This window comes from Halomicrobium sp. HArcel3 (assembly GCF_058933135.1).
On the sequence record NZ_JBZYDN010000009.1, the window covers coordinates 22562 to 45209 of the forward strand.

A 22648-nucleotide genomic window follows, 5' to 3' on the forward strand; every position below is an offset into this window, starting at 1 on the left:
CGTCATGGAGACGGCGACGGTCATTCGGCCTGCTCGACCTCCACGTCGTAGTCGTGGATGGTCGGATTCGCCAGGAGCCGCTCGGCCATCTCGCCGGCCCGCTCGGCGGCGTCGTCGGCGTCCGCGGCGTCGAGGTCGATCTCGTAGCGGTCGGTCGAGCGCAACGCGTCGAGTTCGAAGCCCAGCCGGTCGAGCGCGCGCTTGGTGGTCTCGGCCTCGGGGTCCAGGACGCCCCGCTTGAGCCGAACCGTCACCGTGGCAGTGTACGCGGTCATTACGTGTTGGGCGGTGTGGGCCGGAGAAAACGCTTGTGTTCTGGCGGGCATGAATTATTGACCATAGAACAAGCCATTTCAAATTTTATTAATTTTCGTACTTGTAAAACGCCGGCCCTGGCTCAAATGTATTATAATATTTTAATATGAATTTGGATATACTCATATTTCCATTTTTGACTTCCTTCGCATCATTGTACCTCATATATCCAGTATAGTAAACACCTCCCTCAGGGGATATCGCCGTTACATTAACTGATTTTGGAATCCATGATTCGTCTGCCCAAGTTCTACTTTCGTTCAAATAACCATCTACTGTGGCAGCGTAACCCTTAGCAAGTTCTCTTGATTCATTACGAGTGGTCTGGTTGTTTTCTGGGGCCTTCATTTCATAAGTTAAGAAAACTGTCTGGTTGTCAACATCCATGGTTGTATTGACTACGGTGATATCATTATCCCCCAACCCAGCAAGATACGCATCCATGAAATAACCGTACTTTTCTCGCGTTGAGAAGTTTTCTAGCTCAGTATTCGTTTCTGACACCTTGATTTCGGTAGTAGTGGTATCTATGGAAGGTGACGCTGTTTCGTCTTCATCAATAGAAGTTGGCGTGGTATTAGCCTGAAAATCACTACATCCAGAGAAAAATATTAGTAATATTATAATTGCCCCAGAGATTTTTAAATCATTTATCATTTAGGGAGCACCCCCAATAGACACGACCTATCATTTTCCTTATCCAACCATTGTGGCAGAGATTCGTTGATGTCGTCATAGTTATTGCTAGGGGTAATTAGGTGGTAATGTCGGCGTTGGGACTGTTGGGCCACTTGCGTCATCGGTTGAACCGGAAGAGCTAGATGAGTCGGATTCCGATTGATATCGGTCTGGGGCATTGTTCGAGATTCTTGTATTGTAGTTAGGCTGAGTATCCCTATCATATGAATTATCTACTGTGCTTCTGGTCAAAGGTGAGTTAATTGATTCTCGAAGATTGACAATCGCTTCCTGGCTCACCATCTCAACCAGTTCCGTACCGCCCTGGAAAAGTTGCAGCCCTTCCTCGCCGTTCTGTTCCAGCACTCGGTCTTCGTAGATCATGTCGGCGTCGCCTTCGCCAGTACAGCCGATGAACTCGCCGTCGAAGCCGAAGTACGGTGACCCGCCGTCGGGACAGTGCTCGTAATCACTGGAACTGCCGAGGACGGGACCGGAATCGACGTAGACGAGGCGCGACGTGGTTTGCGAGTACCCCTTCATGTCGAGAACGGTGGCGTTGAGTCGGTAGGGCTTCGTCTCGGAGAACGAACGGTTCACCGTCACGGTCTCGTTCTCGCCGGAGAGGTCGACCGTCCGTTCGACCGAGCCGTTCTCGATCCAGTACAACTGGCTGAGGTTGGCGCTGCCGGCCGAGGCGTTGACAACGAACGATGTCTGCGAGTCCGGCGTCGTCTCTCCCGGCCCCAGAATACCCACCGACGGACCGCTCGACTCCTCGACGGTGACGTAGAGTATGTCGGTCCGGGTCGCGCCGTCGTCGTCGGTGACGGTGAGGTTCGCCGTGTAGTTGCCGGTCTCGCTGGGCGTGAACCGCGTCCGGACGCTGGCGTCGTCGGCAGTGTCGATACTCGCTCCGTCCGGACCGGTGATCTCCCACGACACGGTGGCGAGGGAGCCGTCGGGGTCCACCGAGCCGCCGGCGTCGAGGTAGACCGTTGTGCCGTTGTCGACGGTCTGGTCGAGGCCGGCCTCCGCGAGCGGGGGTTCGTTCCCGTCCGCGGCACTGGCGCCGGCGAACAGCACCGCTATCGCGACGACTACCAAGACGGTGACCCCCAGCCGTGCCATCGTACGTCCAGTTGGTCCCGGATTGGGTTATAAAATTTCGGTTCGTGTCTGGGAAATTAATAGGTGCTCGTTCCCGACGAGAGAGGACGCTCTGATGGGGTCGTGCGAACGGAGTCCCGTCCTAGCGGGAGCTACGGTCCCCGTGAGCGATGGCTGTGACTCGGTGGCAGGAGCGGGTGGTCGAAACACGAAGGCTTTTGGCTCGCGCTGTCGGATTCTGGAGCAATGACCGCCGGTAGCGCGACGAGGTGGGCCACATGACGCGCCACCTCACGGAGATAACCGTCGTCGGCGAGGACGACACTGGCCTCATCGCGGAGGTCACCTCGCTGCTGTTCGAGCGAAGCATCAACATCGAGGACCTGGACCAGGCCGTCCGCGAGGGCGTCTTCCGGATGACGATGCACGTGGACACCGAGGGGATGGTCTGCACGGAGGAGAAGCTCCGGGAGGACCTCGACGAACTCGGGGACAACCTCGGCGTCGACGTCCAGGTTCGCTTCCCAGCCGAGCGCGAGACCCAGTCGATCGCCGTCCTCGTCACGAAGGAGAGTCACTGCCTGGAGGCGCTGTTCGAGGCGTGGGCAAGCGGCGACCTGGAGGCCGACATCGACGTCGTCATCGGCAACCACTCCGACCTCCAGCCGCTCGCCGAGAAGTACGACGTCCCCTTCCACGACATCGGCGACGAGAAGGGGACCCCCGACGAGGACGAACTGCTGGACCTGCTGGCCGAGTACAACGCGGACCTGATCGTCCTCGCGCGCTACATGCGCATCCTCAGCCCCGACGTCGTCTTCCGGTACGAGAGCCGGATCATCAATGTCCACCCGAGCCTGTTGCCCTCGTTCCCGGGTGCCTCCGCGTACATGCAGGCCATCGAGGAGGGCGTCCGCATCGCTGGCGTCACCGCCCACTACGTGACGACGGACCTCGACCAGGGCCCGATCATCACTCAGCGGGCGTTCAACGTTCCCGACGACGCCAGCGAGGAGGAACTCCAGCAGATCGGCCAGCCCCTGGAAGCCGAGGCGCTGCTGGAGGGCATCAGACTCCACCTCGCCGACGAGGTCACCGTCCACCGCGGCCGGACCAAGCTCCGGGACGCCGACGACGTCGACGCCCAGCTGGGAGCACCCGCCGAACTCGACGATATCAATCCAGACCGACCCATCGACGGGCTCGGCGAGTTCGTCGCGGGAGCGGACGACGAGGACGCCGAGGTCGAAGCGGACGACTAGGCCAGGGAGGGCCGCTCGCAAGAGCGTGCCCGACCCCGTAGTCGGACGGTTCGCAGAGGCGGACGACTAACCGCTGGACGACGACTTATTCTCCGACGGCGAAGTAGCGGTCCCGGTGGCGCCGGCAACCCGGATTGAACGCCGCTCCGCACTCGGGACAGCTGTCGTCGCAGTCGAGGTACGCGTCGACCGACAGCGTCACGCCGCAGCCACCGCAGAGGACTGCAGGCCGGTCGAACCGATCCGGCGAGATTCGCTCGGGCTCGTGATCGGTGACCGTCTCGTGGCAGCGGAAACACGGGTAGTAACAGTCACAACAGGCGAACCGTATCGCGACCACGTCGCGGTCCGAGTCGTAGTGGTCGCAGCGGGTCGCAGGGTCGACGGCGACGCCGCGAAGCGGGACGGAGAACCGGTCGTCAGCGTCCGGGGGCGCCGTGGTTCGCCGACGAGTGCCGTTCACGTCCGTGTGGTCAGTCATAGATTGCTGTCGTCCCCCTGAAGAGCGAGATAGCCGCCGTCGAACTCAGAGGTCCCCGACCGTCTCGACGGCGTCGTCGAGCGACGGCGCGTCGAACACCGCACGGCCGACGTACGCGTTCGTTCCGGCACAGTAGAGATCACGAGCGGCCTGGATCACGCCCCCATCGAGCGGTTCGGGCGACTGCTCGCACAGCGACTTCCAGTCTGCGACGCCCTCGACGTCGGCCCGCTCCTTGGCCTCGGAGACGGCGGCGACCCAGTCTGGCTGGGTCCGCTTGTGGTACTGGCGGACGACTTCCTTCGAGACCTGCTGGCCGTCGTAGGCGAAGCGGTTCTCGTCGAAGGTGCCGACGACGTCCGCGACGCGAATCTCGCCCTGGTAGTTGAGACACTCGATCTTGCCGTCCTGGTGGACGAGGCCGGCCTCGGCGGCCTGCTCGGTGACGACGCGGTTGACCTCACGGGCGACCGCTTCCAGGTCGTCGACGTCGGCGACACCGGCGATACGGTCGGCCTCCGCTCGGTCGAGATAGCGGTCCTGCTCCTCGTACTTCGTGGAGAACTCGACGATGGGGTCGTCCAGTTCGACGGTCTCGTCGGGCCACTCGTCGAGGTCGAGGCCGTGGTCGGCGGGGTCGGTGCGGGAGCGTAGCGAGGAGCCGACGCCGACCCGGTTCCGGAAGACGATCTCCAGGGGGACCAGGTAGTTATCGCCGGCGTCGGCGTGGTAGGCGTCGTAGGCGTAGCTCCCGTCCTCGAAGGGGAGGTCGGGCACCTGCGTGAGTTCGATGGCCATCTCCCGGGGCGCGACGCCGTCGTCGAGGGCCGCGTCGAGCGAGACGGTCTCGCCGACTCGCGGTTCGTCACCGCTCGCGCGTTCGGAGGCGCGTGGCGCCTCCCCGTCGACCACGACGCCATCGTAGTGCGTGGGGACTCCCTCGTCCTCCAGCAGTTCGAAGTTGAACGCGCCCATGGTACACAGCGAGGCGCCCTTGTCGGGAATCTCGTCGGGCATCTTCCCCCAGTCGAAGACGGAGTAGTCGTCGGTGAAGACGAACGCGCCCCGGCCGAGGTCGGCGGCGGTGGCGGGTTCGTCCACGCGGAACTCCTTCACAGAGGTCATTGGCGAAGGCTCTCGGGCCCGGACCAAAGACGTTTCTCACTCGCGGTTCCGCTCCGTCCGCGCGCACTGGCCGCCGTCCCAAAACAGCTATTCGGCTGGTCTGACCAGTGTGACGCCATGGCTGGATCGACCGCCTTCGCAGCGGGGATCGTCGTGGTCGCGACCGGGGCCGTCTGGCTCGGGAGCGCCTGGCTAGAGGGTGCCAGCGAGGATCTCTCGGGGTACTACGGCCTCCCGCAGGTCGTCCAGGGATCCATCGTCGCCGCGGTCGGGTCGAGCTTTCCGGAGCTGGCGACGGTCGTCTTCTCCGCGGTCCTCACGGAATCGCTCGGGCTCGGTGCCGGCGCCATCGTCGGCTCGGCTATCTTCAACATCCTCGTCATCCCGGCGCTCGCCGGCATCTCGACCGAGGAGGACATCGAGGCCAACCGGACGCTCGTGTACAAGGAAGCCCAGTTCTACATGCTCGCCGTCTCCGCGCTGGTGATCACCTTCGCGATGGCGGTCATCTACAACCCCGATACGACCGTCGACTACATCGCCGGGACGCTCACCCGCCCACTGGCGCTGATCCCGCTCGGTCTCTACGGGCTCTACCTCTTCATCCAGGCCCAGGACACGGCCGACTACGTCGCCGATCCGTCCGCCGGCGAGGGGGTCGACGTCGGTCGGCAGTGGGGTTTCCTGCTGGCCGGACTGGTCGTCATCCTGGTGGCCGTCCACGAACTCGTCGGCGCGGTGGAGACGCTCGGGACGGTCGCCGGCGTCCCGGAGTTCATCATGGGCGTGACCGTGCTCGCGGCCGCGACGAGCCTCCCCGACGCGCTGGTGAGCGTCCGGGCCGCCCGCGACGACCGCGGCGTCGCCTCGCTGGCGAACGTCCTCGGGTCGAACACCTTCGACCTGCTCGTCGCCATCCCCGTCGGCGTCCTCATCGTCGGCCAGTGGTCGTTCAACTTCGCGCTCGCCGTCCCGATGTTCGCCGTCCTGACGCTGGCGACGGTCCTGCTGTTCACCGTCCTCCGGACCGAGCTCGCCCTCTCGACGGCCGAATCGGTCGCCTTGCTTGTCGCTTACGGGCTCTTCGTCGCGTGGGTCGTCCTCGAAACCGCGACGAGCGTCGTCGACTACCTCCCCGCCGGCGGGTGAGAGCGGCCCTGGAAAGCCCTCGTTTGTCCGCACTAGGGTCGGACAATCCCCAGCACGCGAGCGTTCTCGTCCCCCTACTCGGCCCGGCTGTGGCGCGTCTCGCTCAACGGACCCGCTAACAATAGGCCGGTGGCCCCATGCCCGGGTATGCATCGAGCGAAATCGACAGTCGTCGCCGTCGCCGTCCTGCTCACGACCGCGATCGCCGCGCCCGCGCTGGTCGGAACCGTCGCCGCACAAGAACAGGGCCAGCAGATCGACGAGTGTACGACCATCGACGAGTCCGGAACGTACGAACTGAACAGGTCCATCGGCGTGAACGACTCGGCGAACGAGGCCGCCGCCAGCGACGACGGATCCACCGACGTCGTCGCCACGTCCGGGGATTCGAACGAGACAGCCCTCCCGGCCGAGACCGGCGTCGTCGCAGCCGACGCGAACGCGAGCGCCTGCATCGCCGTCGAAGCCAGCGACGTCACCCTCGACGGCAACGGCTACACCGTCGACGGGAGCGACGCGAGCGCGCTGAACATCTCGGGATCCCAGGTCGACGCGACGAACGCGTCAGACGGTGCGACCGTCTCCGACGGTGCGAACGCCTCGGCCGACGTCAACGAGTCGGTCGTCAACGGCATCGTCGTCCGCCCGGGGACCGAGAACGGCACCGTCTCCAACGTCACCATCAGCAACGTGACCGTCCAGCACTGGTACGTCGGCGTGTACGTGCAGAACGCGGACGGCGTGACGCTCCGCAACGTGACCATGGCGAACAACACGGTGCCCGGCTTCCGCCTGGACAACTCCACCGGCCTGTCGATCCAGAACACGAATCAGAACACGAATCAGAACACGAATCAGACCGCAACCCGGGGAAACTGACGGAAAACCAGTCGTTTCCGGCTTCCCGCACGTTTTTACTGTGGTCACCGTAGGCAGAGGCAGATGTCGGACGCCTCACGGTCGCCAAACGTCCCCCGCGACGAGTTCGACTTCCGTCACCGGCCGGAGACGGACCAGTCTTTCGAGAACGCGCTGGCGAAGGCCCGCGACGGCGAGCGCCTGACGGTCGACGACGGCGTCGAACTGCTGACGACGGGCACGGACCACCAGGGGATCGACCCCGTCCGGAAAGAGCAGGTACTGGAGGCCGCAGACCGCCGCCGCGCCGAGGTGGTCGGCGACGAGGTGACCTTCGTCGCGAACCTGAACAACAACGTCACCACCGCGTGCAACACGGGCTGCCTGTTCTGTAACTTCAAGGACCGCTCGGAGCAGTTCCGCTCGGCGAACGACGAGGATCACGGAGGCTTCACCAAGACGCCAGCGGAGTCCCGCCGGATCGTCGCGGACGCCCTGGAGACGGGCATCTACGAAGTGACCTCCGTCTCGGGGCTCCACCCCGCCTTCGCGCTGGACGACGAACACCGCGAAATCCTGGAGGCGAGCGACCGCGAGGACCTGAACTACCGCCCGCCCGCCGAGTACGACGTCGACCCGGGCACCTACTGCGAGCAGATGGAGGCCATGTCCGTCGGCGGCGTCCACCTCCACTCGATGACGCCCGAAGAGGCCTACCACGCCCGCCGCGGCACCGACTGGAGCTACGAGGAGGTGTACGGCCGCCTGAAGGACGCGGGCCTCGATTCGGTACCCGGCACCGCCGCCGAGATCCTCGTCGACGAGGTTCGCGCGGAAATCTGTCCCGGGAAGATCCGCACCGACGAGTGGCTGGAGGCAATGGAAGCGGCCGCCAGCGTCGGGCTCCCGATGACCTCCACGATCATGTACGGCCACGTCGAGAACGAGATGCACCGCGTCATGCACCTCGAACGTCTCCGGGAACTTCAGGACCGGACGGGGAACATCACCGAGTTCGTCCCCCTGTCGTTCATCCACCCCGATACGCCGCTGTTCGAGCGCGGCATGGTCTCCGGCGGCGCGACGACGGCCGAGGACGAACTGATGATCGCCGTCTCGCGACTCTTCCTGGACAACGTCGACCACATTCAATCCTCGTGGGTGAAGTACGGCGACGAACAGGGCCTGAAGATGCTCTCCTGCGGCGCCGACGACTTCATGGGGACCATCCTCTCCGAGGAGATTACCAAGCGCGCGGGCGGGGGCTACGGCGAGGCCCGCTCCTTCGCGGAGTACGTCGAGATGATATCGGCCATCGGCCGGACGCCCGTCGAACGCTCGACGGACTACGAGCAGCGCCGCCGAATCGACCCCGACGACCCACCCTTCGGGCCGGAACTCGGGCCCCAGGCCGACGGGACGCCGCTGGTGGCGCGACGGGAATGATTATTTGACGGGAGTCTGAATCGGCTCCCGATGCCCGATCCCCTCCACGCCGCCCTCCAAGAACGAACGATGCTGGGTTCCGTTCTCGGCTGGGCGACCGTTGCCGGCATATTCTGGCTCATGTTCGACGGTGCGCTGGTCCAGGTCGCACTCGTCGTCGCACTCCTCTTCAGTATCGATTCGATCGACGTCCTGCGCGACGTCTACGGGTTCAGTTCCGCTATCAAGCCGCTCGTCGTCGGCACCGTGGGCCTCGCCGGCATCGGTGCGGTACTGTCCCTCGATTCGCTGGCGATGTTCGACGAGCCAGGAGGAACGTGGCGGTTCCTGTTCTTCGCTGCCCTCACCGCTGCCGCCTGCTGGATCCTGTACGACGGCGTTCGACGACTCCGCCGCGAAGGCGTCTGGTCAGACGACGCCGGATAGCGCCGCCACGCAGGTGTCACTGGTGCGGCAGGCGGCGCGAAGGAAACGGTTATTTGACACGACCGAGAGACGACGATCGATGGCAGATGTCCTCCAGCACGCGATTCGGGACCGGGTAGACCCCGAGTCACTGCTGGAGAATCTCGTCCTCGTCGCTTTCATCTACTGGCGAATCCGAACGTCGACGCTATCGTTTATCGACGCTGCTGTCGGTATCGGCGTCTCTGTCGTAATTATCGGTCTGGCGGGTTGGCTGGTCGAGCGGTACGACCTGCGGTCGGCAGTGAAGTCACTCGCTGTCGGCGCGGTCGCGACGACCTACGGCGCGACCCTGTTCGTCTTCGGCGGGGTGCCACAGGCCGCCGCCGTCGGATTGTTCGTCGTCGGCATCTGGTTCCTCTTCGACGCCGTCCAGGTCGTCCGACACGACGGTCTGTACGCCGACGGGAGGGGTCCTCCCGACCGACCCGGCGTCCCTCGCGACGACGTTGCCCGGAACGTCGACTACGCGCTGCGCGACAGGCCCAGAACGAAGCGCGAACTCTGCGACGAACTCGACCTGGTCGAGGCGGCCGTCGACGACGCCCTGGCGACGCTCGACGAGCGGCGCGTGCTCACCCGCCAGGGGAGCGAACTCAGGACCAGTCGGACGCCAGTCGAAGAGCCAGGTTCCGTCGCCAGGATTCAGCGCGCAGTCCGACGGAGCGTCAGCCGCCTGGCGCGTCCGGTCACCGTGGAGTTGCAGGGCTGAACGGTCGGTTGGGACGGCGTGTTACGCCGGATTCTCGCCCGTCCGAAGCTCCGACCGGTAGCGACCGGTGCGGCCATCGTCGATCGAAATCGGGCGGCAGCTCGACGGAAATGATTATCTGACGACACGCCAAACCGTCGTCCGATGGCAGAGACCCTCCGCGGTGCGGTTCGAGAGCGAGCGACCGCGCGAGCGGTGGTCGGGTGGATCGTGGTCGTCACCGTCCTGTACGCGCTGCTCGGGTCCTCGCCGCTCCAGCTGACGACGTCGCTCGCGACCGGTGCCGTCGTCGGCACCGCCGGCGTCCTCACCGAGGTGTACGACCTCCGGGACGAGATCGAGTCCCTCGCGCTCGGCGTGGTGTCACTGGCCGGGGGCGCCGCGCTGGTCGCCGTCGAAGGCGGCCACCAGTCCGCCGGCGTCTCCTTTCTCCTGGTCGGGGCGTGGACGACCCTCGACGCCGGCCAGGTGCTTCGTCACAGAGGGATCGCCGACCCCTCGAAAGCGCGGGACGGGCGCGAGGTCTACCGCGAGTACGTCGGTCGACGGGTTCACGAGGCCGTCCGGGACCGACCGCGAACGCCGCGCGAACTGCGGGAATCACTCGACCCGGACGGCGAGGACGTCGACCGGGCCGTCGAGGAACTCCAGGATCGCGGCGTCCTCCGGCGCGTCGGCGGCGAACTCCGTGCCGACGACGACGAGCAGGCCGACCGCGGACCGCTCGCGCGGGCTCGGTCCGCAGTCGCGGCGGGCCTCCGCCGGCTGGCGCGACCGGTCGCGATAGAGTTCGAGTCGGAGTCGTCGGCCACGGGCGACGTTCGATGAGGTCGGGCAGCGACCGACGTCGTCAGGCCGGATTCTCGCCCGTCCGGAGCACCGACCGGAAGCGCTCGCCGTGGACGTCGTCGGCGTCGATGGCCTCGCGGATCCGGTCCGACACCCACTCCTCGTCGCTCTCGTCCACGAACCGCTCGTACACCGGGAGCCGCTCGCGGAGCGGGACGCCGGCCTCGTCGGCGATCTCCTCCAGTTCCCGGAGCGCGGGCCAGGCGTAGTCGGGGTTGATGTGGTCGTCCGTGACGGGCGATACCCCACCCAGGTCGTCGACGCCGCAGTCGAGGAGGTCGCGGGCCGGCGCGAGGTTCGGCGGGACCTGGACACTGACCTCGTCGGGCAGCCCCACCCGGGCCATCGCCGTCACGCGCCGCATCGTCTCCAGGTCGGGCGTCCCGTCCTGCCAGCGCTCGTTCTCGACGACGGGCTGGACGATGACCTCCTGGATGTGGCCGTAGCGTTCGTGCATCTCGCGGATGGCCAGGATGCTCTCCGCCCTGTCGGCCCAGTCCTCGCCGATGCCGACCAGAATCCCCGTCGTGAACGGCACGGAGAGCTCGCCGGCGTTCCGCAACGTGTTGAGCCGCTGGCCGGGGTTCTTCGCCCGCGGACCACCGTGAGCCTGCACGTCCGCCGTCGTCTCCAGCATCACGCCCATCGAGGCGTTGACGTCGGCGACGGTGGCCATCTGCTCGCGCGTCTGGTCGCCGGGGTTTGCGTGGGGGAGGAGGCCCTCGTCCAGCGCTATCTCGCAGGCCTCCCGGAGGTAGGTGTGGATAGAGTCGTGGCCCCACTCGGCTAACTGGTCGTGGACGGCGGTGTAGCGATCGTCCGGGTCGTCGCCGAAGGTAAACAGCGCCTCCGTACACCCTGCGTCGGCGCCGCGGGCGCAGACGTTCCGGACCTCGTCGGGCGACATGAGTTCGGCCTGTCCGGGCGGGTCGTAGTACGTGCAGTAGGTGCAGGTGTACCGGCACGCCGTCGTGAGTGGGACGAAGACGTTCCGCGCGAAGGAGAGTTCCGGCGCCGAGTCGACGTCCGCGGGCGTGACCGCCAGGAGGCATTCGATACGCTCCTCGTCGACGGTCAGGTCCACGTCGTACTCGGCGGCGCCGGGTATCACTGCTACTGGCTGGGAGTGCCTCGCTCAAAAGGGTTCAGTATCGGTAGCGCACGCGGAGGTGGCGGACGACCACTCACGCGGACCGCCGACCGGCCAGCACGATGAGGACGGCGACGGCCAGCGGCGGCACCAGACCGGCCAGGCGGGGCAGGCCGTAGAGGAACTCGACCAGCGGGGCGAACGCGCCCGTGACGAGTTCCTGCTGTTCGGCCGGCGTCGAGATGATTCCGGCGACGTACAGCGACCCCACGAACAGGTAGCCCAGCGCCGCGAGCGTGGCGTCGTACCGGGCGGTCGAAACCCCGCGGCGGTGCCGGCGGGCGACGAACAGAATGGGGGCCAGCAACGGGGCCACGACGGTCAGGCCGACGAAGATGAAGAAGGCCCGCGAGAAGGAGAACGACCCGCCGGGGGCGCCGGCCGTCGCACCGAGCAACACGACGACCGACAGCCCGAACAGCAGCGCGACGGCGAGCGCCAGGAACCCGCCGACCAGGGCGTAGCTCTTGAACAGGTACGACTGGCTCGACCAGAAGGCGTAGGGAAACGCGCCGAACACCCCGGCGTACGAGTCGTCGTCGGAAACGGACGCGTCGGCCTGGTCGTCCGAATCGCCCGAGTCGTCGGACGTCGCACGTCCGTCGGCGTCGTCCCCGGGAACGGCGGCGGCGAAGGAGTCGGCGACATCGTCACTGTCGACTGAATCACCGACCTCGTCGGTCGAGTCGTCGGCCATTGGCCGGAGGTTACCCCGCTCCGGGGTTAAGCCCGGTGGTTTCACCAGCCCGCGGGGCGACGGAAGTGGCGGGTACTTTTATCGGCGCCAGTCGAGGACCGAACCATGTACGTGGACATCGGAAACGCGCTGGCGTCCGTCGCCGACCCGGGCGTCACGCGGTCCGAACTCGAGGGCATCGACGACCAGGTCGCAGCCGCCCACTCGCGCATCGCCGAGGGACGCGCGGACAACGAGTTCGGCTACGCGGCGCTGAACCTGCCCGACCTCGTCGACGCCGGAAGCATCCGCCGCGCGGTCGAACCGGTCGCCGACGCCGGGACCGTCGTCACCGTCGGCATCGGCGGGAGCGCGCTCGGTGCGCGAACGATCACCACCGCGCTCACCTACGACGCCGGCGACAGTCACGTCGTCCTCGACAACGTCGACCCCGACGAGATCGAGGGCGTGCTCGCGGATCTCTCCTTCGAGGACGTCGCGGTCAACGTCGTCTCCAAGTCCGGGACGACGGCGGAGACCCTCGCGAACTTCCTCGTCGTCCGCGAGGCGATGGCGGCGGCCGGCGTCGACTGGACCGAGCGGACCGTCGTCACGACCGGGCAGTCCGGCCCGCTCGCGGATCTGGCCGCCGAACACGACCTGCCGACGCTCGCGGTTCCGGCGGGCGTCCCCGGCCGATTCTCCGCGCTCTCCGCCGTCGGGCTCGTGCCCGCGGCGATCCTCGGCTGCGACGTGGAGGCGGTCCTCGATGGGGCCGCGGAGGCCGCTGAGAGTCTGGGGCCGTCGCTGTTCGACTGCCCGGGCTACGCCTACGGCGCCGTCTCCTATGCGCTGGAGGCCCGCGGCGCGACCGTCAACGCGTTCATGCCCTACGCCGAGCGGCTGGAGCCGTTCGCCGAGTGGTTCGCCCAGCTGTGGGCCGAGAGCCTCGGCAAGGACGGCAGGGGCCAGACCCCCGCACGCGCCCTCGGCGCCACCGACCAGCACTCCCAGCTCCAGCTCTACCGGGCCGGCCGGCGGAACACGATGGTGAGCTTCGTCACGCCGCGCGAACGGCCCGCGGTCGAGGTGCCCGAGCCCGACGCCGAAGCCCTGGCGTATCTCGCCGGGACCGACCTCGGGGAGTTGCTCGACGCCGAACTCCAGGCGACAGAGGCGAGCCTGGCCGAAGCCGGTCGCCCCAACGTCCGCATCGAGATCGACCGGCTGGACGCCCACAGCCTCGGGGAACTGCTGTATGGAATGTGCGCCGCGTGTATCGTGGCCGGCGAACTGGCCGGCGTCGACACGTTCACCCAGCCGGCCGTCGAGTGGGGGAAAGAGACCGCCCGCGACCTGCTCCAGGACGAGGAGACCGACCGGACGACCGCCGTCGAGGACAAGACCGAACTCGTCGTCGAGTAACCGGTGCAATCTTGGCTCTCGGTCCCGAACGGTGCCGTAGCTTCGCATGGAATCTACTGGTGCTGCCGTCGACCGGGTCGACGAGCGCTTGCTGGTGGTGAGTCTGTTCGGCGCGGTGGCCGTCATCTCCGGCGCCTTCCTGCTGGCGGTCATCTTCCAGTCCGTCGTGGCCCTGGCGCTGGGCGTGCAATCGCCCGAAGCGATTCAGGGCCAGCCCGGCCTCTACACGGTCCTCAGCGCGAGCACCTTCGTCGGGTTCATCGTCGCCGCCGTCGGCTTCCTCTCGATTCGCGAGGAGTGGGACGTCCTGCACGTCCGCCGACCGACGCTCCGGGACGTGGCGTTCGTCGTCGCCGGCCTGCTCGCCCTCGCTATCGCGGCGACGGTGACTTCCGCGCTCGTCTCGGCGATCATCGCCGTACTGGATTCGGCGTTCGGCGTCGACGCGCAGTTCGCGACGAACGAGGTCATCGAGACCGGCCAGCGGAACCCGACGACGTTCCTCTACATGATTCCGGTCGCTATCCTGCTCGTCGGCCCGGGCGAGGAACTCGTCTTCCGCGGCGTCGTCCAGGGACTGCTCCGGCGGGCCGTCGGCGTCGTCCCGGCGATACTGCTGGCCAGCCTCCTGTTCGGCCTGGGTCACTACCTCGCCATCGCCAGCGGGAACGCCTGGACGTACGTCTTCGTCGCTGGCGCGATGGGTATCGTCCTCGGCGCCATCTACGAGTACACGGAGAACATCGCCGTCCCCGTGGCCATCCACGGCCTCTGGAACGCCGCGATTTTCGCGAACCAGTGGGCCAACGCGACCGGCGCTTCGCTCCCGTTCTGACCCGTCGCTGGCGTCAGACAGCGGTCTGACGGGTTTTTATAACACGAAATCGCATACCTGAATTCCCATGCCAACCCGGTTCGCCGTCGCGTGCGACGAGGATCAAGCCCAGGCGGTATCGCGCCTCGCCCACCGGTACGGCATCACCGAGGAGGAGGTCGTCAAACAGCTGATCGACCTCGGCCTGGAGTCGCTGGAAGAGGAGGCCCAGTAGCGCACCCAGGCGAGCCGTCCACTTCGCTATCGCTCCGAGTTCTCGTCGTCCGGTAACCGTTCGATGGCTTTCTCCCAGTCGTAACGCGCGATACCGCCCAGCTCGGCGAACCGGCCAGCGTACTGTTCCGTGGGTATCGGCCCCCACATAGAACCGCTCCCCTCCCAGCCGCGCGACCGCCAGAGCCACAGGCCAGACAGGCCGACCCACAGCACGCCGAAGATGGCGAGCCCCACGAACCCGTCGGGGTACGCGACGGCGATCCCGACCGCATCGAGCGCCACCAGGAGCGCCTGCCCGCCGAAGACCAGCCCGGAGCATACGGCGAACGCGGCGACCAGGAACCGAAACACCCGCTTCGGCACGCCGGAGACCGAAATCGTCCGGGACATGGTCGACGGTAGTCGGCCCACTGACAAGAAGCTAGCCGGTCGCGGGCGACTGTGACGCGAGTGACCGTCGGTCCGTACCCTACGCCGGGTTCTTCCGCGAGAGGTCGCTGCCACACACCGGACAGCGGTCGTGGTTCTCGTCGAACTCGCGGCCGCAGCCCGCACACTGGAAGCGCCAGTCGCGCTGCTCGTCGATGCCCTCCTGTGCGATGACCTCGACGGAGACGTTCAGCTTCTCGGCGACGTTCTGCATCGCGTAGTCGTCGGTGACGAGGCGAGCGTCGAGTTCGAAGGATGCGGCCACGAGACGAACGTCGGTGTCGGAGAGCGTCGCCAGGTCGCCGGTCTCCCGGGCGGCCCGCTCGACGCGCTCGACGGTCTCGGGTTCGGGGATGTGCATGTGCATGCCCGAGCCCTCCAGCGCGTCGAAGCGGAACGCGCTCTCGTCTTCGAGTTCCTCGCGGACGAGCGGGATGGAAGCGATGGGCTCGTCGGTGTGATACTCGTTGATAAACGCGGACGAATCGAGAACGTACATCTAGCGCTTGATGATCATGTGGTCCTTGACCGCCTGGACCCGGTTGACGGGGACGAGGATCCGTCCGGTCTCGTCGCGGTCGAAGCCGGTCTCGCCCACCGACTCGTTGGCGTCGATCACCAGGTCGTGGAGCGCGCCGGACTTGAGGTCCATCGTGATGTTGTACAGGCTACCCAGCTCGGCACCGTCAGTGCCCATGACGTCTTTCCCCGAGAGATTCTCGGCGAGGATCTCTGGCATACCGACTCTTTCCGAGTGCGTGAATATAAACGCCACGGGCTGTCTGACAGACGTCAGCGGTGAGAGGGAAGCACGGCGTGGGAACGCTCCGAGAACGCCTCGATAACGACGGCTCTAATTCGGAGGAGCCGCTAGGGTCGCTACATGGCTACCGTCGGCGCGCTACGCAGGTCCACGCCCGACGTGACGTCGGTCCAGCGTGATCGGGCCATCCTGGCGCTCACTATCTTCGTCGTGCTGTTCGCGCAGGTGCTGCTCTATCCCGGTGTCACCGACTTAGTCGCCGCACTGGGCGCGGTGGGGGACCTCGACGCGAGCACGTGGTTCCTGGGGTCGGAGTTCGCCGCGTTCGTCCTCTTCGCGGGCCTGTGGGGCGTCGTCAGCGACCGGACCGGGCGGCGCGTCCCGTTCATCGTCGCCGGCGCGGTGGGCGGGTCGGCCGGCTACGCCGCCCTCGTCGTCCTCGGCGGGACGCCCGGTGCGACCTTCGAGTCGGTGATCGTCGTCCGGTTCCTCCAGGGCATCGCGACGATCAGCGCGTTCTCGCTGGCGATGACGATGCTGATGGATCTCGAGGGAGGGAACGGCCAGAACATGGGCGCGGCGGGCATCGCCATCGGCCTCGGGACCGCCTCGGGCGCGCCGGTCGGCGGCGCCCTCACCGAGATCGGCCCGTTCGTCCCGCTGTGGGTCGCCAGCGGCGCGCTGCTACTTGCCGGCCTGCTCGCCCTCCTCCTCGTCGACCGGGCGCCGACCGGGAAGCGGGTCGGCCTCCGGAGCGCCGTCCGTCGCCTCCGCGAGACGCCGGCGCTGGGGTTCCCCTACGCCTTCGGCTTCATGGACCGGCTCACCGCCGGCTTCTTCGCGCTCGTCGGGACGGTCTATTTCAGGGACGTCTTCGAACTCGACGCGGCCGGCGCGGGGATCATGCTCGGGCTCTTCTTCGTCCCCTTCGCTCTCCTCCAGTACCCCTTCGGTATCCTCTCGGACAGGGTCGGTCGACAGGTTCCGGTTGCGGTCGGCTCGATATGCTACGGCGGCGCCGTCGTCGCGGTGTACCTCGCGCCGACGGTGTGGCTCGCTGGCGCGACGATGGTGCTACTGGGCGTGCTGGGTGCGCTCATCTCGCCGGCGACGATGGCGCTGGTGTCGGATCTGTCCGGTGAGACCGACCGCGGCGTCGCCATGGGCGGGTTCAACGTCTTCGGCAACCTCGGCTTCCTCGCGGGCTTCGTCGTCGGGAGCGTCGTCACCGATACCTTCGGCTACGGCGCGGCGTTCGCCACCGCGGGACTGCTGGAAGCCGGCATCGTGGTCGTGGCCCTGCCCGCGTTCCTGCGCCTCGACCTCGCCCGGACGGCGACGTTCACCGAGTGAGGGCCGGATCGAACACCGCCGAGGGCGTGGCGGCGAGAACCGGCCCGCCCTCCGGCGGCGGCCATTACGATGCACTTATCCGGCACCACCGGCTTCTTTCTGACAACTTCTGGACGGTGACTTCTATGGCAGAAACAGACGCAGACTCCGACGACGGACCGGACGCGGGCGCCCTTCGTACCCCCATCGTCGCGGTTCTCGGGCACGTCGACCACGGCAAGACCAGCCTGCTCGACAAGATCCGCGGCTCCGCAGTGACCGCCGGCGAGTCCGGCGCTATCACCCAGCACATCGGCTCGACCGCGGTCCCCCTGGACGTCATCTCGACGATGGCGGGGGACCTGGTCGACCCGACGGACTTCGACCTCCCCGGCCTGCTCTTTATCGACACGCCGGGTCACCACTCGTTCTCGACGTTGCGCTCGCGTGGCGGCGCGCTGGCGGACATCGCCATCCTCGTCGTCGACGTCAACGACGGGTTCCAGCCCCAGACCCTCGAAGCGGTGGACATCCTCAAGCGCACCGCGACGCCCTTCATCGTCGCCGCGAACAAGGTCGACACCGTCCCCGGGTGGAACCCGAACCCGGACGAACCGATCCAGGTGACCAAGGAGAAACAGTCCGATCGGGCGAGTTCGGACCTGGACGAGAAACTCTACGAGATCATCGGCGAACTCTCCGACAACGGCTTCTCCGCGGACATGTACTGGCGCGTCCAGAACTTCCAGGCCAACGTCGGCGTCGTCCCCGTCTCCGCCGAGACCGGCGAGGGCGTTCCCGACCTTTTGACGGTCCTCATGGGCCTCTCCCAGCGCTACCTCAAAGAGGAGATGTCCGTCGACGTCGGCGGCCCCGGCGTCGGCACGGTGCTCGAAGTCAAGGAGGCCCGCGGGTTCGGCACCACCGTCGACGCAGTCGTCTACGACGGCACCGTCCGCGAGGACGACCAGATCGTCGTCGGGGGTCTCAACGGCCCCATCGTCACGGACGTGCGCGCCCTGCTCAAACCCAAACCGCTCGCCGAGATCCGGACCGAGCAGGAGTTCGAGCGCGTCGAAGAGGTCGCCGCCGCCGACGGCGTGAAGATCGCCGCGCCGGACCTCGACGCCGCGATGGCCGGCGCGCCCGTTCGCGTCGTCCGCGACCAGGACGTCGACGAGGTCGTCGAGGCCGTCGAGGCGGAACTGGCCGACATCGCCGTCTCCACCGCGGAGGAGGGCCTCGTCGTCAAGGCCGACACGCTCGGGTCACTCGAAGCGCTCTCGGGCACGCTCGAGGAACACGAGATACCGATCGTTCGCGCGGAAGTCGGCGACGTCGCCCCGCGCGACGTCCGCGTCGCCGGGACCGCCAACGAACCGACCAACCGGACCATCCTCGCCTTCGGCGTCGACGTGCTGGACGACGCTCGCGATCTTGCCGACCAGGAGGACGTCAACCTCTTCGAGAACGACGTCATCTACCAGCTGATCGAGGACTACGAGGACCACGTCGAGGCCATCGAGACGGCCCAGCAGGACCAGATCCTCGACAACATCACCCGGCCCGCTCGCTTCCAGATACTCCCCGACCACACGTTCCGCCAGTCCGACCCCGCCGTCGTCGGCGTGGAGGTCCTCTCCGGGACCGTCACCCGCAACTCCAACGTCGCGCTGTTCGAGGACGCCGAACCGGAGCGCGTCGGCCGGATGAAGTCCATCCAGGACGAGGGCGAGGACGTCGACGAGGCCCGGATGGGCGACCGCGTCGCCGTCTCCATCGACGGCCCCACCGTCGGCCGACAGATCGAGGAGGGCGACGAACTGTGGACCGAACTCCCAGAGAAACACGCCAAGATCCTCGAACAGGAGCTCAAGGAGGACATCCCCGGCGACGAGCGCGAGGCGCTCGGCCTCTACCTCGAGAAACAGCGCAACCGCGACCCCTTCTGGGGCAAGTAACGGCCGGTTCGCTGTCGCTGTCACAGGCCGACGCACGGACTAGTCGTGGAGGCCGTGTGCCGGTCCGACCGTCCGGTCGCTGCTCCGGTAGAGGTCCCGTTTCGTGTAGAGATAGCCCAGAACCACGACCGAGATGGCGATGCCGACGACGTTCACGTTGAACAGGTCGACCACGAGACCGAGCCCGAGGACGACCATCGCGATCGTCCAGGCCCACGAGTAGAGTTTTATCAGTCCGATCGCGGTAAACAGCTGAACGACGCCGAGGAAGATGACGAAGGGGCCGAGTACCAGTCCGAGCAACCCCGAGACGGAGACGGCGAGGCCGGTGACGATGGCCAGCAACGCGTCGAGGATCGCAGCGGCGCTGATGATCGTGACGCCGAGCGGTGCTGTGTTCGAACGCATGGAAACCAACTGGAGGCAACAGGGTATAATTCTTCCCTCGGGCCAACGAACCAATGTCGTCTCGACGCGCTCACCGGAGAGAGCGGGCGGCGGGTCGCGGTCGCGTGAAGTGGTGCGATCGCTGCCGGTAATAACATTTAATTAGAAAACGCCCGTCCGTTGAGGTAGCATGTTCCCCTCCGTCCCCATCGCGACGGCGGACGTCGTGCTGGCCGCCGTCGCCCTCCCGATGGTGCTCGCGACGCTGGTCGGACTCTTCTACTCCGTCCAGTTCGCCGTCGCGCTCGGCGCGGGGAGCGTCCCCGCCGGCGGTACCATCGGCTACGCGCTGTTCTACGACCCGCCGAACGAAACGTAGCGACCGCAGAGAGGAGAGAGAAACCGCCGTTACTGTGCGACTGCCGGCGCGTCGCCGCCCATCGCGTTCTTGACCTGGAGCGCCGCCGAGGCCGCGAGTCCGTGGACCAGGTCGTCCAGTTCGTCGTCGTCGATGCGGGCGTCGTCAGACTCGGGCGTGAAGTTCGCGCTCACGACCGCGCCCATCGGCGGCTGGACCGCGATCGTCGCGCGGACGCCCGCGTCGTCGTTCGTGATCTCCGAGCCGACGACGAACTCGGCGGGCAGCACGTCACGCATGCGCGCCGCCATCGTCGAGAGGTCCTGCCGAAGCAACTGCCGCTGCTCGGCCGTCAGGGAGACGGTTTCGGGCTCTGCGCCGAGGGGAGAGTTTCCATACATGAAGGGTTCGACTCCTCTTCGGCGACGGCGCTTAAAAGCCCGGCGGTGCTCGCAGTTGCAGCCCATTCGCGGCTATCGCCGTTCGCTCGTTCGTTGGCGCTTCGCTTCGCTTTCACGGCTGCGCCGTTCGAGCGACCGCGGCGCGTCGCGCCGCTCTGTCAGCGCCGGCCGGCCCACGGGTCACTTCGTTCCCCGTTCCCCCGTAAGCCGGCCCCTCCCTTCGGTCGGCGCCGGCCTGCTCGCGTGTCGCTAGCGCTCCCGCTCGCTCGTTCGCCGGCCCCTCCCTTCGGTCGGCGCCGGCCTGCTCGCGTGTCGCTAGCGCTCCCGCTCGCTCGTTCGTCGGCGCTTCGCTTCGCTCAGCGCCGGCCTGCTCACGGGTCACTCCGTTCCCCGTTCGCTCGTAAGCCGGTCCTCCGCTTTGCTCAGGACCGGCCGGCTCGCGTGTCGCTAGCGCTCCCGCTCGCTCGTTCGTCGGCGCTTCGCTTCGCTCAGCGCCGACCGGCCCTCCCCATACACCGCACAAACCACTGCACTCGCGTACTCGTCGGTCGCCGTCGCGGACTCGACGACGACCTGCTCGTCGACGAAGGCCCAGTCCCGGAGTTCCCGGCCGGCAGCGAGGCCCTCGCTGATCTCGGACTCCACCGATTCGGGGTCGTCGCCGTCGACCTCGTAGAAGATGCCACGTCCCGACTCGCTTCGGGCCCAGCCGACGCCCGCCGCGACGGACTCGCCCGGCGCGGCGACGGCGGAAGACTCGACGACGTGGAGTTCGTCGCCGACGGGGCCCAGATCCGGGGCAGTCCCGACCACCTCGATGTCGGGACCGGCGGGGATGACCGACGACAGCGTCACGAGGTTGTAGTTGTGGACGCCGGCGTCGGCCAGTGCCGTATCGAAGGCCGACAGCTCCGTGGGACCCTCGCCTGCGCCCCAGACGACCCTGATGAGACTCATTATCGGATCTGAACGACCTGCGGGGTAAGGCGTTTCGCTTCCGGGCGTCGCCGGTCTCTCGTCGAGAGCGCCGGGATCAGCGAGAGCGACCGCGTGGGTCAGTTGCGGCGGCCGTCTGCCCGGATGTTGCTTCCCGGCAACAACCCCGGATGCAAACGAGGCCTTACCGTAACAACCCATTTTGCGCAGACTGTCGTTACGTACCCCTACGGATGCAACGGCCACGTCCCGGACTCCTGACCACGGCGCTGATCCTCTGCGTGGCCGTGGTGCCACTGGCGACGAGCGTCCAGGCCGTGCCGTACGCACAGGCGGTCGCACCCGACCAGCACCTGCCGGCCCAGCAGGTCGAAGGGACCGACACCGGATCGCCGCCAGCCAGCAACGAGACGACGCCGACGGGCACCGACGGCGTCATCCTCTCGGTCGACCTCTACGAGAACGGGACGGCAGGCTGGGAGATCGAGTACCGGACGCGACTCGAGAACCGTGACGACAGGACGGCGTTCTCGCGCCTCCAGCGGAACCTCGAGTCGGACGCTCGAAACGCCAGCGGCGGGTTCCACGACCGGATCCGGGGGACCGTCGCGGCCGCCGAGTCGGCGACGGGTCGAGAGATGGCCGCGACGGAGTTCGACGTCCGAACGACGGTCCGGCGGATCCCCCGCGAGTACGGGGTCGTCGTCTACAGCTTCCGGTGGGACGGGTTCGCGACCGGCGAGGACGGGGAGGACGGGGAGCTCCGCGCCGGCGACGCCCTCGAGGGGTTCTTCCTCAGCGGCGGCGAGCGCCTCGTGGTCACCTGGCCCGAGGGATACGAACTCGACGCGGTCGAACCGACGCCGGACGCACAGCGCAAGCGGACCGTCGTCTGGCGCGGCCCGACGACGTTCGGGGCGGGCGGGCCACAGCTCACCCTCAGCCAGCAGCCACTGGCCGGCACGAGCCCCGTCCCCGTCGCCGCAGCGGTCGGCGTCGTCGCGCTCGCCGCGGGCGCCTGGGCCCTCCGGGGCCGCGTCGGAACGCCCCCAGCCCCCTCCCTGGCGCGACTGCTCGACGACGGCAACGGGAGCGACGACGCGGAACTCCTGAGCAACGAGGAACGCGTCGTCCGCCTGCTGGAGGAACGCGGCGGTCGCGTCAAGCAGCAGGAGGTCGCCAACGAACTCGGCTGGACCGAGGCCAAGACCAGCTACGTCGTCTCCAACCTCCGCGAGGAGCAGTGGATCCGGAGCTTCCGGATGGGACGCGAGAACGTCCTGTCGCTCGCAGACTCGTTCGACGGCCAGGGATCCAGGACATGAGTCC

27 protein-coding genes are annotated in these 22648 nt (G+C 66.9%); 14 read left to right on the forward strand and 13 right to left on the reverse strand.

Features of this window, described 5'->3' with window-relative positions; all coding sequences use genetic code 11:
• Window positions 1-20: 20 nt before the first annotated feature.
• The 3 genes from purS to AC5FRV_RS17995 form a co-directional block, all read right to left on the reverse strand.
• Window positions 21-275: a phosphoribosylformylglycinamidine synthase subunit PurS gene (gene purS / locus AC5FRV_RS17985; RefSeq protein ID WP_089813971.1), complete on the reverse strand. Its 255-nt coding sequence runs from the start codon at window positions 273-275 to the stop codon at window positions 21-23.
• 88 nt (window positions 276-363) lie between these two features.
• Window positions 364-972: a hypothetical protein gene (locus AC5FRV_RS17990; RefSeq protein WP_493562465.1), complete on the reverse strand. Its 609-nt coding sequence runs from the start codon at window positions 970-972 to the stop codon at window positions 364-366.
• An 87-nt stretch (window positions 973-1059) separates the two neighbouring features.
• Window positions 1060-2124 carry a PKD domain-containing protein gene (locus tag AC5FRV_RS17995; protein ID WP_493562466.1) on the reverse strand — a complete coding sequence of 355 codons (1065 nt, stop codon included), beginning with the start codon at window positions 2122-2124 and terminating at the stop codon, window positions 1060-1062.
• A gap of 257 nt (window positions 2125-2381) precedes the next feature.
• On the opposite strand from AC5FRV_RS17995, the gene AC5FRV_RS18000 reads away from it, so the two are divergent.
• Window positions 2382-3365, forward strand: coding sequence for a formyltetrahydrofolate deformylase (locus AC5FRV_RS18000; protein ID WP_493562467.1), 984 nt, complete (start codon window positions 2382-2384; stop codon window positions 3363-3365).
• 85 nt (window positions 3366-3450) lie between these two features.
• Here AC5FRV_RS18000 and AC5FRV_RS18005 read toward each other — a convergent pair whose 3' ends face one another.
• On the reverse strand, window positions 3451-3846 hold the full coding sequence (locus AC5FRV_RS18005; RefSeq protein ID WP_493562468.1) for a CHY zinc finger protein: 396 nt from the start codon (window positions 3844-3846) through the stop codon (window positions 3451-3453).
• Between the two features lie 45 nt (window positions 3847-3891).
• Window positions 3892-4971: a phosphoribosylaminoimidazolesuccinocarboxamide synthase gene (locus AC5FRV_RS18010; RefSeq protein WP_493562469.1), complete on the reverse strand. Its 1080-nt coding sequence runs from the start codon at window positions 4969-4971 to the stop codon at window positions 3892-3894.
• 117 nt (window positions 4972-5088) lie between these two features.
• On the opposite strand from AC5FRV_RS18010, the gene AC5FRV_RS18015 reads away from it, so the two are divergent.
• The 6 genes from AC5FRV_RS18015 (at window position 5089) to AC5FRV_RS18040 (ending at window position 10429) form a co-directional block, all read left to right on the forward strand.
• Window positions 5089-6120 carry a sodium:calcium antiporter gene (locus AC5FRV_RS18015; protein WP_493562470.1) on the forward strand — a complete coding sequence of 344 codons (1032 nt, stop codon included), beginning with the start codon at window positions 5089-5091 and terminating at the stop codon, window positions 6118-6120.
• Window positions 6121-6267: 147 nt separating this feature from the next.
• Window positions 6268-6999: a right-handed parallel beta-helix repeat-containing protein gene (locus tag AC5FRV_RS18020; RefSeq protein ID WP_493562471.1), complete on the forward strand. Its 732-nt coding sequence runs from the start codon at window positions 6268-6270 to the stop codon at window positions 6997-6999.
• Between the two features lie 63 nt (window positions 7000-7062).
• A complete protein-coding gene (gene cofH / locus AC5FRV_RS18025) occupies window positions 7063-8424 on the forward strand; it encodes a 7,8-didemethyl-8-hydroxy-5-deazariboflavin synthase subunit CofH (RefSeq protein WP_493562472.1) in 1362 nt (453 codons plus the stop codon).
• 30 nt (window positions 8425-8454) lie between these two features.
• Window positions 8455-8850, forward strand: coding sequence for a hypothetical protein (locus AC5FRV_RS18030; RefSeq protein ID WP_493562473.1), 396 nt, complete (start codon window positions 8455-8457; stop codon window positions 8848-8850).
• A 79-nt stretch (window positions 8851-8929) separates the two neighbouring features.
• Window positions 8930-9601, forward strand: a complete 672-nt coding sequence (locus AC5FRV_RS18035) for an MFS transporter (protein ID WP_493562474.1) — start codon at window positions 8930-8932, stop codon at window positions 9599-9601.
• A 144-nt stretch (window positions 9602-9745) separates the two neighbouring features.
• Window positions 9746-10429: an MFS transporter gene (locus tag AC5FRV_RS18040; protein WP_493562475.1), complete on the forward strand. Its 684-nt coding sequence runs from the start codon at window positions 9746-9748 to the stop codon at window positions 10427-10429.
• A 22-nt stretch (window positions 10430-10451) separates the two neighbouring features.
• Here the strand turns inward: AC5FRV_RS18040 and cofG are convergent, their stop codons facing one another.
• Window positions 10452-11561 carry a 7,8-didemethyl-8-hydroxy-5-deazariboflavin synthase subunit CofG gene (gene cofG, locus AC5FRV_RS18045; protein WP_493562476.1) on the reverse strand — a complete coding sequence of 370 codons (1110 nt, stop codon included), beginning with the start codon at window positions 11559-11561 and terminating at the stop codon, window positions 10452-10454.
• 73 nt (window positions 11562-11634) lie between these two features.
• Window positions 11635-12297, reverse strand: a complete 663-nt coding sequence (locus AC5FRV_RS18050; RefSeq protein WP_493562477.1) for a DUF8056 family protein — start codon at window positions 12295-12297, stop codon at window positions 11635-11637.
• Window positions 12298-12402: 105 nt separating this feature from the next.
• Here AC5FRV_RS18050 and AC5FRV_RS18055 point away from each other — a divergent pair, with 105 nt between their 5' ends.
• From AC5FRV_RS18055 to AC5FRV_RS18065, 3 genes are all read left to right on the forward strand, one after another.
• Window positions 12403-13701, forward strand: a complete 1299-nt coding sequence (locus AC5FRV_RS18055) for a phosphoglucose isomerase-related protein (protein ID WP_493562478.1) — start codon at window positions 12403-12405, stop codon at window positions 13699-13701.
• Window positions 13702-13747: 46 nt separating this feature from the next.
• Complete coding sequence (locus tag AC5FRV_RS18060; protein ID WP_493562479.1) at window positions 13748-14536, forward strand: CPBP family intramembrane glutamic endopeptidase; 789 nt, start codon at window positions 13748-13750, stop codon at window positions 14534-14536.
• 67 nt (window positions 14537-14603) lie between these two features.
• Window positions 14604-14750, forward strand: coding sequence for a CopG family transcriptional regulator (locus tag AC5FRV_RS18065; protein ID WP_493562480.1), 147 nt, complete (start codon window positions 14604-14606; stop codon window positions 14748-14750).
• Between the two features lie 26 nt (window positions 14751-14776).
• On the opposite strand, the gene AC5FRV_RS18070 is transcribed toward AC5FRV_RS18065, so the two are convergent.
• From AC5FRV_RS18070 to AC5FRV_RS18080, 3 genes are all read right to left on the reverse strand, one after another.
• Complete coding sequence (locus tag AC5FRV_RS18070) at window positions 14777-15142, reverse strand: DUF8000 family membrane protein (protein WP_493562481.1); 366 nt, start codon at window positions 15140-15142, stop codon at window positions 14777-14779.
• A gap of 79 nt (window positions 15143-15221) precedes the next feature.
• On the reverse strand, window positions 15222-15680 hold the full coding sequence (locus AC5FRV_RS18075) for an NOB1 family endonuclease (protein WP_493562482.1): 459 nt from the start codon (window positions 15678-15680) through the stop codon (window positions 15222-15224).
• The gene (locus tag AC5FRV_RS18080) at window positions 15681-15920 is read right to left on the reverse strand and encodes a PRC-barrel domain-containing protein (protein WP_493562483.1); all 240 of its coding nucleotides are present in this window, start codon (window positions 15918-15920) and stop codon (window positions 15681-15683) included.
• Between the two features lie 144 nt (window positions 15921-16064).
• Here AC5FRV_RS18080 and AC5FRV_RS18085 point away from each other — a divergent pair, with 144 nt between their 5' ends.
• Together AC5FRV_RS18085 and infB are read left to right on the forward strand one after the other, a co-directional pair.
• Window positions 16065-17297, forward strand: a complete 1233-nt coding sequence (locus AC5FRV_RS18085; protein ID WP_493562484.1) for an MFS transporter — start codon at window positions 16065-16067, stop codon at window positions 17295-17297.
• Between the two features lie 125 nt (window positions 17298-17422).
• Complete coding sequence (gene infB, locus AC5FRV_RS18090; RefSeq protein WP_493562485.1) at window positions 17423-19237, forward strand: translation initiation factor IF-2; 1815 nt, start codon at window positions 17423-17425, stop codon at window positions 19235-19237.
• A 39-nt stretch (window positions 19238-19276) separates the two neighbouring features.
• Here infB and AC5FRV_RS18095 read toward each other — a convergent pair whose 3' ends face one another.
• Window positions 19277-19645: a hypothetical protein gene (locus AC5FRV_RS18095; protein WP_493562486.1), complete on the reverse strand. Its 369-nt coding sequence runs from the start codon at window positions 19643-19645 to the stop codon at window positions 19277-19279.
• Between the two features lie 169 nt (window positions 19646-19814).
• Here AC5FRV_RS18095 and AC5FRV_RS18100 point away from each other — a divergent pair, with 169 nt between their 5' ends.
• Window positions 19815-20003: a DUF8015 family protein gene (locus tag AC5FRV_RS18100; RefSeq protein ID WP_493562487.1), complete on the forward strand. Its 189-nt coding sequence runs from the start codon at window positions 19815-19817 to the stop codon at window positions 20001-20003.
• Between the two features lie 29 nt (window positions 20004-20032).
• Here AC5FRV_RS18100 and AC5FRV_RS18105 read toward each other — a convergent pair whose 3' ends face one another.
• A complete protein-coding gene (locus AC5FRV_RS18105) occupies window positions 20033-20383 on the reverse strand; it encodes a DUF5811 family protein (protein ID WP_493562488.1) in 351 nt (116 codons plus the stop codon).
• 447 nt (window positions 20384-20830) lie between these two features.
• A complete protein-coding gene (locus AC5FRV_RS18110; protein WP_493562489.1) occupies window positions 20831-21340 on the reverse strand; it encodes a pyruvoyl-dependent arginine decarboxylase in 510 nt (169 codons plus the stop codon).
• Between the two features lie 212 nt (window positions 21341-21552).
• Here AC5FRV_RS18110 and AC5FRV_RS18115 point away from each other — a divergent pair, with 212 nt between their 5' ends.
• Complete coding sequence (locus tag AC5FRV_RS18115; protein WP_493562490.1) at window positions 21553-22644, forward strand: DUF7345 domain-containing protein; 1092 nt, start codon at window positions 21553-21555, stop codon at window positions 22642-22644.
• The last annotated feature ends 4 nt before the right edge of the window (window positions 22645-22648 follow it).